Below are 13,751 nucleotides of genomic sequence, written 5' to 3' on the forward strand. Positions count from 1 at the left end.
CGGATACACCAGCGCGGAGGCCTTGCGGGTTCGGCGAGGATGGGTACCATACGACCTTCGGCGCCATTCGAAGGGAAGGTTGCGTTGATGTCTCGCCTCCAACGCACTGAACTGCACGGGGACGAAGCTGCCTATCACCTCTCCGGTGAGGGTGAGACGCTCCTGCTGATACACGGTATGGCCGGCAGCTCCGACACCTGGCGTGCGGTCATCCCCCAACTCTCGCGCCGGTATCAGGTTCTGGCGCCGGACCTGCCGGGCCACGGCAGCTCCGCCAAACCGCGCGGTGACTACTCCCTCGGCGCATTCGCCGCGTGGTTGCGCGATCTCCTCGACGAACTCGGCATCCCACGGGTGACGGTCGTCGGGCAGTCGTTGGGCGGCGGAGTGGCGATGCAATTTTCCTACCAGCATCCGGAACTGTGTAATCGGTTGGTGCTCATCGGTAGCGGTGGGCTGGGACGCGATGTCAATTGGACCCTCCGGTTGCTGGCTGCGCCGGGAGCCGAGTTTCTCCTGCCTCTGATCGCGCCGGGGGTCGTGCGAGAGGCGGGGAACACAGTGCGCTCGTGGCTGGGGGCGGCGGGTCTGCGGTCGGTGCGGGGTGACGAGATGTGGCAGTCCTACGCATCGCTCTCCGATCCGGACACTCGGCATGCATTTCTGCGTACATTGCGCGCCGTCGTCGACTACCGGGGTCAGGCCGTCAGTGCGCTGAGCCGTCTCTATTTGAACGCCGACCGGCCCACCCAGTTGATCTGGGGGGACTCGGACCGAATCATTCCCGTCGCTCACGCCTATGCGGCGCACGATGCAATGCCGGGCAGTCGACTCGCCGTCCTCGACGGTGTCGGCCACTATCCGCATCTGGAGGCGCCTGGTGAGGTTGTCAGCATCATCGACGACTTCGTCTCCGCACACCCTGCACCCACTCGAGAGTCCGGCCGAGGCTTCCCCGGCCGGGCGGCCGGATGGGAGGCTGAAGGGAGCCATTCCGGCGTTTCCTCGTACTCGGCAGGAGATAACCCATGCGACTTCCCACACTCGGACAGCTGCCCGGACGGATAGCGACCGGAGGTTTCATCTTGCATTCGGGACTTCAGAAGTGGCCCGGCGACGAGCAGACGGCCGCGGGTATCCACGGCATGGCCGCGGGCGCCTTTCCCTTTCTGAACGGAGTGCCGCCGGCACGATTTCTGAAGATGCTGTCGGTGGCGGAGATCGGCACCGGCGCCGCACTGTTGGTGCCGCTCGTGCCGACCGCGCTGGCCGGCGCGGCACTCACCGCCTTTTCCGGTGGTTTGGTCGCGATGTATGCGCGGACACCGGGGCTGCGTAACCCGGGAAGTATCTGGCCGAACGAGAACGGGTTAGCGGTCAGCAAGGATGTATGGATGCTCGGGATGGGCCTCGGGTTCCTCCTCGACGAGTGGACGCGCACGCGCCGATCCGGCACATCCACCGGTGTCAGTCTGCGCTGAGTGCCTCCTGAGCCTGGAGATTCTGCACAGGGGTGCGCAGGGATGCGACGACGTCGGTGTAGAGGGTGGTTTTGATCTCGCGCAGGGTGCGGCCGCGGGTGGCGGCCAGCCCGCGGGCATGTTCGATCGCTCTGGGGAGGACGTCGTCCTCGGCGGCGACGTCGTCGACGAGGCCCGCGGCGTGGGCTTCGGCACCGCCGTAGCGGTGACCGGTGACGAGGGCGGTGTGCGCCGCGGGCGCAGGCAGTCGTGCCGCGAGGAGGCAATGCTTCCGGGCGCGTAGCTGGCGCCGATGCTGATCCCGGGCAGGCAGAAGTAGCCGCGGTCTTCGCGCATGATCCGGTGATCGTGGGCGGTGGCTAGGATGGCGCCGCCACCGAAAGTGTGTCCGGGTAGAGCTGCGACGGTGGGCAGCGGGAACGTCAGTATCCGGGCGAACAGTTCCTGCACGCGGTCGATGTAGGAGTTCAGCTTGTCCGTGTTCTGCACGACCCACGTGGTGTCGAGGCCGGTGGAGTAGAACTTGCCGACGGCGGTGGTGACGAGCGCGCCGGGACCGTCCGTGCTTTCGACCTCGTCCAGCAGATCCCCGACCTGCTCGAGCCAGTCCGGGTGGAAGGCATTCTCGCTGTCGCGACTTCCCCGCTCACCCAGGTAGAGAACGAACACGTCTTCGGACCGCTCCAAGTAAGGCATGCCGCGAGGCTACCCAACCGCGGCGGCGAGCACCCGCCGAATACACCGGCTGTGCGTGAAGTTTCAACCGCAACCGGCCAGGGTATGTCGTGTTTCTACAGCTGAGGCGGTGAACGATGAAAACTGGAACAGGTGTTGCCGACGGGCGAACTGTTCGGGATTACATCCACGCGGTCGCCCGGTGCGTTCATGCCGATTCGATCGATTGGTGGGACTCCGAGGGCGTCGATGTCGTTCTGGTCCTGCCGTTGCGGTTGCGCTACCTGCCGGGGCGCAATGCGGTTCTGGTGTGGAACCGGCACTTCGGGTGGTCGCTCGGTGCGGAGGGGGTCGGGCGCGGCAGCATCGTCGTCATCGAGGGACTCGGGATCGGACGGACCCCACCGCCCGCGCTGTGTTCCGACCGCGCCCTCGAGTTGATCGACGGATACTTCCGGTCGACGCCGACGCAGACGGACGACTCCGATCCGAATAGCGGTGCCGCAGAGTATCTTTCGTCGATAGAACACGATCGATGTTCGCGAATCGGTACGGAGACTGCCGGGCGCGGGCGCCGCGACCGGGTGGTGAAGCGTCCCTGATCGCCGCGTCCGCCGACACGGAAGACCGGTGTCGTGCCGAAGCACGGCCTCGTCGGCTGTAGGGCTCAACCGACAAGACCTGGCCGAAGTCGTACCCGGGTATGACTGCGGCGTGCTGACCGCATACCCGAGGCGGTAGCAGTCGAATCATCGCCATATTCGTGGCCGTTGCCCGGCATGTTCCGGGCCGCATGCAGTGTGTGGTGGTGACGGAATTTCGAATCGGCGGCACCGAAATGGGCATGGCGACAGCCTTTTCGTGATCTGCTTACGCCGTGGTGTGGGGCTCTGCCGTCCGGCCCGGACAAGCAGATCCCATCGATGGACAGGCCGACGTGCCAGCGCGGCTCGTGGTCGCCCGAACGGGGGTGCGGATGTTGGTGATGAGCCCCATGGAGGCGCTGTTCGTGCTGTTCGAGACACCGTCCCATCCGCTGCACGTGGGGGCGCTCGAACTGTTCGATCCGCCGGCCGAGGCCGGCGTAGACCACGCCCGGACGATGTTCGAGGCGTTGACGTCCCAGGAGGAGTCGTCCCAACTGTTCCGTAAGCGGGCTATTCGCCCGCTTCGAGGAGTCGGTTATCCGTGGTGGTCGGTCGATGATTGGTTGGATCTGGGGTATCACGTGCGGCACAGCGCGGTGCCGGGCGCCGGACGGATGGACGATTTGCTGTCTCTGGTGTCCCAGATGCACGGAATACCGCTCGATCCGCAGCATCCGATGTGGGAGATGCATGTCATCGAAGGACTCGCCGACGGGCGGACCGCCGTGTACTCGAAGATTCACCTGTCGCTGATGGACGGTCCGGCGGGTTTGCGGTTGCTCCATCATGCCTTGTCGAGTGAGCCCGACGACACGAACTGCCCGGCGCCGTGGACACCCGGTGTCGCGGCGAAGTCGCAGCGCACCTCACCGTTCCCGGTGGCGGCCGTCCGTGCGGGCTGGCGGGCGGCGACCAGCCTGGTGGGTGTGGTCCCCGCGGCCGCGAAGGCCACCATGGACGGCCTCCGTGAGCAGCATCTGACCCTCCCTGCAGTCGCCCCACACCATGCTGAACGTGCCGGTGGGTCGGGCCCGGAAGGTGGCGGCGCGGTCGTGGCCGATTCGGCGACTGCTGGCCGTCGCATCGGCCGCCCGCACCACCATCGACACGGTCGTTCTCGCGATGTGTTCGGGCGCGCTCCGTAGCTATCTGCTCGAGAATTACGCGCTACCGGATGCGCCGTTGACGGCGATGCTGCCGGTGCCACTCGATCTCGGCGGTCCTGCGATCGGACCGCGCGGGCGGGATCACGGTGTGGGTGCGATGGTCGTGGGCTTGGCCACCGATGAACGCAATCCGGCAGCGCGTCTGGCGCGCATCACGGACGCCATGGAACACACGCACAGGGTGTTCGGTGCGCTCAGCCACAACCAGTTCCAGCTGATGAGCGCGCTCGCGATCAGTCCGATTCTGCTCGAACCGGTGCGAAGGTTCGTCGACGACACTCCCCCGCCGTTCAACGTCATGATTTCGTACATGCCGGGCCCGTCGAGGCCGCGGTACTGGAACGGCGCCCGCCTGGACGCCGTGTATCCGGTGCCGACGATCCTCGGCGGTCAGGCGCTGAGCATCACGGTCACCAGTCGGGCGGGTCAACTCGATGTCGGCGTCGTCGGCGACCGTCACGCGGTCCCCCACCTGCAGCGCATCATCACGCATCTCGAGACGTCGCTCAGTGACCTCGAGAGCGCGGTCGCGGCATCCGGAACCTGAGGCGTGGTTCGGCGTCTACTCGATCGCCTGCCGCAGTGAGCTGATGCCCTCTTCCCAGCATCGGGTGACGTGGTCACCGACAAGGTCGTCGAATGCGAGGCACGCCGCGGCGCCGAGCAGGATATCGTCGCCGGTTGACGGGCTCGCGGACACCAGACCGCCCGCGAGGTCGCGGCAGACTATCTGCTCGTGCACGGAGTCGGCTTCGACGTGCTCGTCGAAGAACAGCGTGGCGGCCTTGCCGAAGCCGAGCCGGGTCAGTCCGGCGCTGTATTTCTTACTCGGCAATGCCGAGGTGGTTTCGACCGCGCAGAGGTGCCCGACCAGTGCACCCAGTAGGCGGCGGTGAAGGCCGAATAGTGAGAGCGCGTTCAGGGACGCCAGGGTGATCGCGGGAACGGCGTCGATGTAGTGGGCGTAGCGGTCGGAGAGCCCGAGTTCCCGCATGGTGGTGGCGAACAGCGCGGAGTGCATGCGCTCGGGGCGACCACCGCCGTATTCGTCCGATTGCACTTCGACCAACGCCGCCTTCGGTGCGCCGGCGAGTCGCGGGATGCCGAGCGTGTGCACGTCCGCTTCGCGGAGCTGGTTCAGTGAGCGGTGGACGAGCAGTTCGCGGAAGTGCTGGAGGTCGGCGTCGCGTGCCATGAAGGCGGACAGGCCGGGTCCGGCGGTGGGTGCGGTCATTTTCCACAGTTCCGCCACCACATCTGTCGAATCGGTCGGCGGGTTCGCGACGATCCGGATGGCCGCCTCGAACGGAACCTCCAGAGCTTCCGCGCCGCGAGCAGATCGGTGTTCCACTCCCAGTCGTCTCCGACGCCCGCAATGCCCTGCAGATGCAGTTCGTAGAGGGCGGTGAGACAGATCTGGGCGTCCTCGTCGTAGAGGATGGCGGGACGCCCGTCGACCGTCGTGTCCGCGGAAGTTTCTGTGAGGAACGCGCCGCCGTCACCAACGATTCGCCGTCCTCGACGTCTCCGCGCAGAATGGAGAACAAGAGCTCGCTCACGGGTCCGCGTGATGCAGGAAACGGCATCGCGGATCCGGAAGGGGCCACTGTCTCCGACAACGACCGAGAGTGCAAGGTGGTCATATGGACTCCAATTTCACAACGGGAACCGACGGATCCGACGTGACCATCACGGTGTGCCCGGATGGGCCACTTCTCGTCCGCGGTTCGGCGCAATTGTTCGATACCGACGGTAACCCGTTACCGTCGAACCGGGCCACGGTGGCGCTGTGCCGGTGTGGAAGAACCGGCATTGCGCCCTTTTGTGACAGCTCCCACAAGAAGAAGCTCCGCCGTCCGTAGAGGCGGCGGCCAGTCTACTTCTTGTCTTCGCCCTTACCGACACCTGTTTCGTGTGCAGGTCCGACGCCCTCGTCGCTCGACTCCGCCTGCTCGGTGTCGGCCGCCGGCTTCTCCTCCGACGGCGACGCTACCGCTCCGCGGGCTGTGTCGTCGGGATCCTTGTCCTGGAGCCGGTTCGCGTCGACGTGCTCGTCGTGCTCCGGACGGCCCTCGGCCGTGCTGGTGGTGCGGCCGTCGTAGGGCGGTGTTGCGGGCTGGGCGTCTCCCGGTGGAGTGGAGCCGCCGGCGGGCCCGGCGACGTGTTCCCGACCGGGATCAGGGCCTTCACCCGTCGTGGCCACTTCCTCCTGATCCAAGGTTCCCGCCTCCCGGTCCGACGGACCCGCCCCGGCTTCGTCCGGACCCGAGTCGCGTGAGCCGACGGGACCCCGTTCGGCTTGCGGCTCCTCTTGGAGCTGCTCGCCTGGTTCGGTACCCATGATTCCTCCTCGACAGCGCTGCGAAGCGTGTGTCCTCGACGGACCCACTGTTGTAGCTATGCCCCGGACTGCGCGGGCCAAACCCGTTCGCGCCACGGTGTCATGCTGCTGGGGCGGCCGGACTGCTCCCGATGATCCGCCGTTCGTCACCGGCGCGATCGGCTTGCTCGGCACCTGGCCCAGCTACGAGCTGATGCGGGACGCTGCTGATGGTCGGGTCGAACACGCGCGGTGCGTGCGGTTGCGGGAAGACATGCGCGGATCGTTGTCCGGCACGCTGGCCACCATGGGTGCGGGTGTCCCTACGCTCTCGGCGCCAAGTTCGCGCACCCCGGCCGTCCGGTTGTCGCGCTCGTCGGTGACGGGGCGATGCAGATGAAGGACTCGCCGAACTCCTGACCATCGCCCGCTATCACCGGGAGTGGACCGACCCCGCCTGATCGTGTGCATCTTCCACAACAACGACCTCAATCGGGTCACCTGGAAGTTACGCGCGATGGGTGGCGCACACCGATTCCCCCGCACGCCACTTATGAGCAGATGAAGTCGACGGCGGGGGCGGTACTCGCGGGCGATGCCAACGCATGGCACCTCGTCGTACAGGGGGCGAAGATAAAGGCCAAGGAGGTGTTCCCACCCCCGTCACCAGCGGTGACGACATTCCGGATGCTGCGACTGCGGTCTCGACACGGAGGAGGCGGGGCGAGGCGGTAGTATTCCGATGTTTGTTCGGTAGAGACACCTGCCATACCGCTGAAGTGGCGGCGGGTGCATGGGTACTCGCTCGCCTGAAATAGGGAGAGTAGTGCCATTGCCCGAGGAACTCGGTGCCGACGTCACTCCGGGTCGGCACCGCCGTGCCGACGACACTCTGGCGCGGCACCGTCGTGCCGACGTCGACACCACCGCGCGTGTCGACGCAGTTGCGAGCGCGCTGGACAACCTGCAGCGCCGTCTGACCACCCCCGCGCAGCTGCAGGGTTTCCTGCAGGAATTGTGTGACTGTGTGGTGTCGACGATTGTCGAAGCGGACATGGCCGGTGTGACCCTGATGGACGAGGATGGGCGTGCCGAGACCGCGGCGTGCACCGATCGGCGCGTAGTGGACATCGACTTGAACCAGTACCGCAACGGTGAGGGCCCCTGCCTGGAGGCGGCCACCACGGGGCAGATCGTCAAGGTCCGAGTCGACGAAGTTGTCGAACGGTGGCCGGCGTTCGCGGCCGACGTGCACGACATCGGTGCTGCCAGTTACCTGTCGGCGCCGTTGCGGGTGGGTGAGGCGCACGCCAGTTCCCTGAATTTGTACAGTCTCGGCAGCCATGGATTCGGCGATCTCGATGTGGCGTTGCTGAGGATCTTCACCAGTTTCGCCGAGGTGGTGACCAGGATGACGCGTGAGGCGGCGGCAGCCCACGACGAGGTGGCCGGGTTGAAAAAGGCCATGGTCACGCGCGGTGTCATCGAGCAGGCGAAGGGAATTCTCATGGCGGCGGAGCGGATCTCGGCCGACGAGGCGTTCCGGATGCTGGTGACCAACTCGCAGCGCAGGAACGTCAAGCTGGTCACCGTGGCGCACGAGGTGGTCGAGGCCGTCGCCGCTGATGATGGCGACTCCGACTGACGAATCGCGGACAAAGCTCGGGTCAGCCGATGTATCGGCGTGCCTTCGACCGGGACTGCGGTTCCTCGAGGAGCACCAGTCCGGCTTCCACGGTGTCGGGCACGACGCGCCGGTGACGTAGAACCCACGGGGTCGACCTGAGGGCCTCGAGCACGGCAGCCGCGGTAGCGCGGTCTTTCGGGGCGCTACGCAGAATCACCAGAGAGCGGCGCGCCGCGCTTCGCACCGGACGCCGCAACCAGAGGGTCCACAGAGTGTTGCGGATACCGAGTTGCCGGCGGCGGGTGGCGTCCCGGCTCACCGAGGGCTCGTGATGGATCACCATGTCCTCGTTCCACACCATCCACCAGCCGGCGGCGGCGAGATCGAGGGCAAGGAGTTCTTCCTCGCCGCCCAGCCACATCTTCTCGCAGAAGCCGCCGACCTGACGGAATGCCTCCACCCGGAACATCGTGAGGCCGGCCATCACGCCGAGGACAGCCGGACCCGGCAGCCACGATGGCCCGGGTACCGGTGAGTCCCGGAACTCGGGAGTGATCGGGTCCTCGACAAGGTCGGGTGCCACCAAGCACTTCCCGGTCACGGATCCGATCGTCGGATGCGCGCCGAGGACCGCGGCGCCGACGGTCAGGGCACCTGGTTGCCAGCGGGTGTCGTCGTCGCAGAACGCCACATATGGGCTCGTCACCAGCTCGACGGCCCGGTTCCGGGCGACGGCGCCGAGGTTGTCGTCCAGGGCAAGGAGCCGGACCTGCGGGAATTCGCGCCGCACCAAGTCGGTGGTGCCGTCACCGGAGCCATTGTCCGCCACGATGATCAGTGCACGGTCGGGCAGGGTGGTCATGTGGGCGAGGGTTTTGCGCAGTTCGGCGCATCGGTTGTAGGTCAAGACCACCACCGTGACCGGCGACGGCTTCTGCGGTTCGGCCCCGCTCACGGCCGGCCCCTCTCGAGTTCTTCGAGACGGCGTTCGAGGTGAGTGGGCACAACCCGCCGGTGCGCAACCGCGGCGGGGAGCTTGCGGATCGTGTCGAACAACGCCGGCGCCGCGGACGGTGTCCGGACCGCCGCGAACATGAGGGAGATGAGGGCACTCGCGACGGTCGGCACCGGTCGCCGCATCACGACGGTCAGGGTGTCGTTGCGGATCTCGCGGTTGCGTCGGCGGCTCGCGTTTGCGCGAACCGGGGAGGGATGGTGGTAGGCGACGACGTCCTCGACGTAACACAGTTCCCACCCCTGCGCGGCGAGATCGAGTGCGAGTAGCGCCTCCTCCCCACGAACTCGAGCACGTACGAGAAGCCCCCCACATTCTCGAATGCCGATCGTCGCACCACCGACGCGCAGGCGAGGAAACCTAGCACCGAGGGGCCGGGGGCACCGGGCCGTGTTCCGAGCGGACTGCGGGCCAAGAGGTCGTTGAGCGGATCGTTGCGGGCCTCGGGGCCGACGAGGGTGCGGGCGGCGAGCAGCGCGACGGCGGGATGCTCGTCCAGCACCTTCTCCGCGAGGGCAGTGCGTCACGGTCCCACCAGGAATCGTCGTCGCAGAACGCGATGTAGGGCGTCGACGCGGCCGACACACCGTAGTTGCGAGCGGCGGCGCCCTCATTGCTGGAGCGTGTGATCGTAGTCAGGGCCGGAATGACGCTGCGCGCCGCGTCGACGACGTTCGCAGTGTCGTCGGTGGACGCGTTGTCGACGACGACGATCGGGGGTACGGGCCGAAGTTTCGACAGCTCGAGGAGGGTGCGCGCGAGGCTCGTCGCCCGGTTGTGCGTCACGATCACGACGGTCGTCTTCGAGGTCACCCCGCAGTGGTACCCGAGGGGCCGCGCACCGCAAACAGCCGGCCGAGGAGAGGAGTCCGGTGCGCCGCTCACCGTGACCGCAGCACACCGGACTCTTCGACGGCGGCGACGGAGAGGGTCCGGTAGCCGTGGTCGTCGAACAGGACGGTAATCCGGTCGGGTGCGGTGCTCATTACGGTTCCCGGGCCCCATTCGGTATGTTCGACCGCGGTGTCGACTGGCCAGGGTGCGTCCTGGTCGGTGGCGGCGGCCTCGCCGGTGGGCTCCGGGTGTTCGGTGGACTCGGTTGTGCAGCATCGGTCGCAGTTGCCACAGGGCGGGTCGAAGGCCTCGCCGAAGTATCCGAGCAGGAAGCTGCGGCGGCAGTTGCGGGTGTCGGCGTACTCGCGCAGCATCTCGACACGCGACCGTGCCAGGCGTTCGTCCGCGGCGGCACGGTCGGTTGCCCGCCTCAGGGCCTCGTCGGTGCTGAGGTCGCGGGCCGTGAAGCCTCTTCCTTCTGCGGCGACGGCGTCGACTTGTTCGAGCAGGTTGATCGCTGCCGTCACCTTGCGGCTCCCGGCGTCGAGTGGCGCGCGGAGGTCCTTGATCTTCATGCGGCCACCGCTGCGGAGCAGTTCGAACACCCGGGCGAGAAAATCCTCGTCCGATCGGTGAGTCGCAAAGAACCTGCCGAGTGACAGCTCCTCGGGCCGGTAGAACAGCAGCGCCAACGCGCTCTCCCCGTCGCGGCCCGCCCGTCCGAGCTGCTGATAGTAGTTGTCGAGGGAGTCGGGAACGGAGGCGTGGACGACGAAGCGTACGTCGGGTTTGTCGATACCCATTCCGAAGGCGGAGGTCGCGGCCACGACGTCGAAGCGGCCGTCGAGGAATTGTTCGTGTACGGCCTCCCGCTCGGATCTCTTCATTCCGGCGTGGTATGCGGCGGTCCGCAGCCCGCGGGTGGACAGCTCTTCGGCGTAGAATTCGGCGTCCTTGCGGGTCGCCGTGTACAGCAATCCCGGTTGCGGAAGGTCCGGTACTCGGTCGAGTACGGCGCGTTCCTTGTCCGCTCTGCTGACGTAGCGGTCCACCTCGAGGGTGATGTTGGGGCGGTCGAAGCCCGTCGCGACCACCGCGGGATCATCGAGCGCCAACCGGTCGATGATTTCCTGCCGGACCGGGGGCGGCGCCGTGGCGGTCAGCGCGAGGACGGGTGGGTGACCGAGCCTTCGCACGGTATCGGCGATGCGTAGGTAGTCGGGACGGAAATCGTGGCCCCAGGCGGCGACGCAATGCGCCTCGTCCACCACGATGAGGAAGACTTTCGCTGCCTCGAATCGCGAGATCACGTCGCTGTTCGCCAGTTGTTCAGGGGCGACGAACACGTACTCGGCCTCGTGCTTCTCGACAGCACGCCAGGTGGCCTCGAGGTCGCGTGCGGACCGTGTGGAGTTGATCGCCACCGCCCGGGGTGCGCCCGCCGAGTCGATGCCGGCAATCTGATCCTCCTGCAACGCGATCAGTGGGGAGATGACCAGGGTCGTTCCCGTCAGCAGGACGGCGGGGACCTGGTAGATCGCCGATTTACCCGCCCCGGTGGCCATGACGACGAGCGCGTCGCGGCCGGTCATCAACGCCTGCATTGCCTCGAGCTGTGCGGGGCGCAGGGTGTCCCAGCCGAATGTGTCCCGCGCCGTCGCCTGCAATCTCTCGCATAGGTCGGATGCGCGCTCGGTCATCGTCGTCTGCGCCATGGCGACGTGGTCGCCGGCATCGCGGGAAATCAGCCCTGGTTCCGCTTCTTCGCACGCTGACGTGCGACGACGAACAGTACGACAGCCACCAGTATCACCAGTGCAATGAGCTCCATAGCTCCCGTTTACCCGGGTTCCCGGAACCTATGCACCCCGCCGCCGTCGCGGGCAGCATGCACTTGGGAAGGAGGTGAGGCCGAAATTGACAGGATGGGGTAACGTCAGTGTCCTGCACGGTTGAGCCCCCAGCCGCAAAGGACGGGCTGGGTTCGCATACCGTTCCCGTGCCTGTCTCCCTCGTCGCTACGACCGTGAGGAGTCCGACATGAAATCTGTTCTCAGTGCACATTCGGGACACCACGATTCTGCAGAAAACACCATGCTTTTCAGTTGGGCCGCCGAGCCCGAGCACGGCAAGCTCACCGTCGAGTGCACCCCCGGTGCCGGCGGCGTTCTGGTCGTCCGCATCTCCGGTGACATCGACGTCACCACCGTTCCTCTCTTCGGTATTCACCTGGACGAGGCGATCAACGAACGTCTGCCGTTCGTTCTGGACTTGACCCACGTTCAGTTCTTTTGCGCATCAGCCCTTTCGGTGCTGGAGATCATCTCCGGCCGCGCCCGCAGGCTGGGCCTGCCCTGGGCGGTCACCGGGAACACCGCGGTCCGCCGGCCTCTGACCGCCATGAAGCTGGAGACGGTGGTGCCGTATTCCACCTCCCTCGACGACGCATGCAGGCTTGTCGCAGAGGGGCTCCCTACCCACGGGATTTCGGCGTGAACGATGAAACGCCTCAGGGCACATCCGACTTCGTCGTCGTGGCGAACCGGCTCCCGGTAGATCTCGAGACACTCGACGACGGGACCACCCGGTGGAAGCGGAGCCCGGGGGGACTCGTCACAGCCCTCGAACCGATTCTCGATCGGGAGAGCGGCTCGTGGGTGGGCTGGCCGGGCGTCCCCGACACCAAAGTCGAACCGATAGTGTCGGGGAAACTTCATCTGTATCCGGTCGAGCTCAGTTCGCACGAGGTGACGTTCTACTACGAGGGTTTCTCCAACGCCACCCTCTGGCCGCTCTATCATGACGTGCTGGTCGCGCCGGTGTTCGATCGTGGCTGGTGGCAGACCTATGTGGACGTCAACCGTCATTTCGCCGAAGAGACCGCGCGCACGGCGGCCGAGGGTGCGACCGTGTGGGTGCAGGACTACCAGTTGCAGCTCGTTCCGCGGCTGCTGCGCGAAATGCGTCCCGATCTGACCATCGGCTTCTTCCTACACATCCCGTTCCCGCCCGTCGAATTGTTCATGCAGTTGCCCTGGCGCAAGGAGATCGTGCAAGGACTGCTCGGGGCCGATCTCATCGGATTCCACCTCCCCGGCGGCGCCAACAACTTCCTCTTCCTCGCCGAGCGTCTGCTCGGGCTCGATACCACCGCGGCGGGCGGCGGACTTCGCAGCGGGCTCGGTGAAGTGCGGCTGGACGATCGGGTCGTCCGGGTGGGGCCTTCCCCATCTCCGTCGACGCCCGGCAACTCATCGACGAAGCGACGGATCCTGCCGTCGTCGCGCGGGCAGCGGAGATCCGGCGCGAACTGGGAAACCCGCGGAAGGTGCTGCTCGGGGTCGACCGCCTCGACTACACCAAGGGCATCGACCTGCGCCTCGCAGCGCTCGGTGAACTCCTGGACGAGGGTCGTCTCGATCCATCCGACACCGTGATGGTGCAACTGGCGACCCCGAGCCGCGAACGCGTCGAGCACTACATGAAGATGCGCAGCTCCATCGAGGAGCAGGTCAGCCACATCAACGGCGATCACGGTCAAATCGGTAAGCCTGTTGTGCATTACCTCTACCAGCCGGTGGACCGCCGGGAGTTGATTGCGCTCTACCTCGCCGCGGACGTCATGCTGGTGACGCCGATGCGGGACGGGATGAATCTGGTGGCGAAGGAGTACGTGGCATGCCGCACCGATCTGGGTGGTGCGCTGGTGCTCAGCGAGTTCGCCGGAGCCGCCGCCGAACTGCGCGGCGCCTATCTGGTCAACCCCCACGATCTGGACGGTGTGAAGAACACGATCCTCGAAGCCCTCGAACAGGACCCCGAGCAGGGGCGGCGTCGCATGACGAAGTTGCACGAGCAGGTGGTCGAGCACGATGTGCATCGATGGGCCGAGTCGTTCCTGGGCGCGCTGACGCCACCGTGATCCGGCGCGCCGACAGGGCGCCGAACCATGATGCACCGCTCGCCCACGGACGAAGGAGTAATGA

Annotated in this window: 13 protein-coding genes and 4 pseudogenes; 10 read left to right on the forward strand and 7 right to left on the reverse strand. The window is 66.4% G+C overall.

What is annotated here, in order from left to right; translation table 11 throughout:
* Positions 1-87 precede the first annotated feature (87 nt).
* A complete protein-coding gene (locus tag HYG77_RS00195) occupies positions 88-1,068 on the forward strand; it encodes an alpha/beta fold hydrolase (RefSeq protein ID WP_109330053.1) in 981 nt (326 codons plus the stop codon).
* Positions 1,029-1,481, forward strand: a complete 453-nt coding sequence (locus HYG77_RS00200; RefSeq protein ID WP_109330051.1) for a hypothetical protein — start codon at positions 1,029-1,031, stop codon at positions 1,479-1,481. Before HYG77_RS00195 ends, HYG77_RS00200 begins: the two co-directional genes overlap by 40 nt.
* On the opposite strand, the pseudogene HYG77_RS00205 reads toward HYG77_RS00200, so the two are convergent.
* Positions 1,468-2,177, reverse strand: a pseudogene (locus HYG77_RS00205) (enoyl-CoA hydratase/isomerase family protein). The gene HYG77_RS00200 and the pseudogene HYG77_RS00205 overlap by 14 nt on opposite strands.
* A 116-nt stretch (positions 2,178-2,293) precedes the next feature.
* On the opposite strand from HYG77_RS00205, the gene HYG77_RS00210 reads away from it, so the two are divergent.
* A complete protein-coding gene (locus tag HYG77_RS00210) occupies positions 2,294-2,758 on the forward strand; it encodes a DUF6292 family protein (RefSeq protein ID WP_208961546.1) in 465 nt (154 codons plus the stop codon).
* A gap of 374 nt (positions 2,759-3,132) precedes the next feature.
* Positions 3,133-4,516: pseudogene (locus HYG77_RS40885) on the forward strand (wax ester/triacylglycerol synthase family O-acyltransferase).
* Positions 4,517-4,531: 15 nt separating this feature from the next.
* On the opposite strand, the gene HYG77_RS00220 reads toward HYG77_RS40885, so the two are convergent.
* Positions 4,532-5,320 (reverse strand): iron-containing redox enzyme family protein, encoded by a 789-nt coding sequence (locus tag HYG77_RS00220; RefSeq protein WP_244373364.1) that lies wholly within the window; start codon positions 5,318-5,320, stop codon positions 4,532-4,534.
* Between the two features lie 35 nt (positions 5,321-5,355).
* On the opposite strand from HYG77_RS00220, the gene HYG77_RS39305 reads away from it, so the two are divergent.
* A complete protein-coding gene (locus HYG77_RS39305; RefSeq protein WP_244461414.1) occupies positions 5,356-5,655 on the forward strand; it encodes a hypothetical protein in 300 nt (99 codons plus the stop codon).
* The gene (locus tag HYG77_RS00225) at positions 5,613-5,831 is read left to right on the forward strand and encodes a CDGSH iron-sulfur domain-containing protein (RefSeq protein ID WP_109330043.1); all 219 of its coding nucleotides are present in this window, start codon (positions 5,613-5,615) and stop codon (positions 5,829-5,831) included. Before HYG77_RS39305 ends, HYG77_RS00225 begins: the two co-directional genes overlap by 43 nt.
* A gap of 14 nt (positions 5,832-5,845) precedes the next feature.
* On the opposite strand, the gene HYG77_RS00230 is transcribed toward HYG77_RS00225, so the two are convergent.
* Entirely contained in the window at positions 5,846-6,310 is a 465-nt protein-coding gene (locus tag HYG77_RS00230; RefSeq protein ID WP_109330041.1) for a hypothetical protein, read from the reverse strand.
* A gap of 223 nt (positions 6,311-6,533) precedes the next feature.
* Between HYG77_RS00230 and HYG77_RS00235 the strand changes: the two are divergent.
* Together HYG77_RS00235 and HYG77_RS00240 are read left to right on the forward strand one after the other, a co-directional pair.
* Positions 6,534-7,024 (forward strand): annotated as a pseudogene (locus HYG77_RS00235) (thiamine pyrophosphate-dependent enzyme); the annotation flags it as partial.
* A gap of 91 nt (positions 7,025-7,115) precedes the next feature.
* Positions 7,116-7,934 carry a GAF and ANTAR domain-containing protein gene (locus tag HYG77_RS00240; protein ID WP_208961547.1) on the forward strand — a complete coding sequence of 273 codons (819 nt, stop codon included), beginning with the start codon at positions 7,116-7,118 and terminating at the stop codon, positions 7,932-7,934.
* A gap of 22 nt (positions 7,935-7,956) precedes the next feature.
* Here HYG77_RS00240 and HYG77_RS00245 read toward each other — a convergent pair whose 3' ends face one another.
* The 4 genes from HYG77_RS00245 to HYG77_RS00260 form a co-directional block, all read right to left on the reverse strand.
* Positions 7,957-8,871: a glycosyltransferase gene (locus HYG77_RS00245; protein WP_208961548.1), complete on the reverse strand. Its 915-nt coding sequence runs from the start codon at positions 8,869-8,871 to the stop codon at positions 7,957-7,959.
* Positions 8,868-9,059: a hypothetical protein gene (locus HYG77_RS00250; protein ID WP_208963593.1), complete on the reverse strand. Its 192-nt coding sequence runs from the start codon at positions 9,057-9,059 to the stop codon at positions 8,868-8,870. Before HYG77_RS00250 ends, HYG77_RS00245 begins: the two co-directional genes overlap by 4 nt.
* A gap of 232 nt (positions 9,060-9,291) precedes the next feature.
* Complete coding sequence (locus HYG77_RS00255) at positions 9,292-9,744, reverse strand: glycosyltransferase family 2 protein (RefSeq protein WP_208963594.1); 453 nt, start codon at positions 9,742-9,744, stop codon at positions 9,292-9,294.
* A gap of 68 nt (positions 9,745-9,812) precedes the next feature.
* Positions 9,813-11,480, reverse strand: a complete 1,668-nt coding sequence (locus HYG77_RS00260) for a RecQ family ATP-dependent DNA helicase (protein ID WP_208961549.1) — start codon at positions 11,478-11,480, stop codon at positions 9,813-9,815.
* A 325-nt stretch (positions 11,481-11,805) separates the two neighbouring features.
* Between HYG77_RS00260 and HYG77_RS00265 the strand changes: the two genes are divergently transcribed.
* Complete coding sequence (locus tag HYG77_RS00265; protein ID WP_109330034.1) at positions 11,806-12,261, forward strand: STAS domain-containing protein; 456 nt, start codon at positions 11,806-11,808, stop codon at positions 12,259-12,261.
* Positions 12,213-13,687 (forward strand): annotated as a pseudogene (locus HYG77_RS00270) (trehalose-6-phosphate synthase). The gene HYG77_RS00265 and the pseudogene HYG77_RS00270 overlap by 49 nt, the downstream one beginning before the upstream one ends.
* Positions 13,688-13,751 lie beyond the last annotated feature (64 nt).

The sequence above is a fragment of the Rhodococcus sp. ZPP genome, from assembly GCF_017656075.1.
Classification (GTDB): domain Bacteria; phylum Actinomycetota; class Actinomycetes; order Mycobacteriales; family Mycobacteriaceae; genus Rhodococcus_F; species Rhodococcus_F oxybenzonivorans.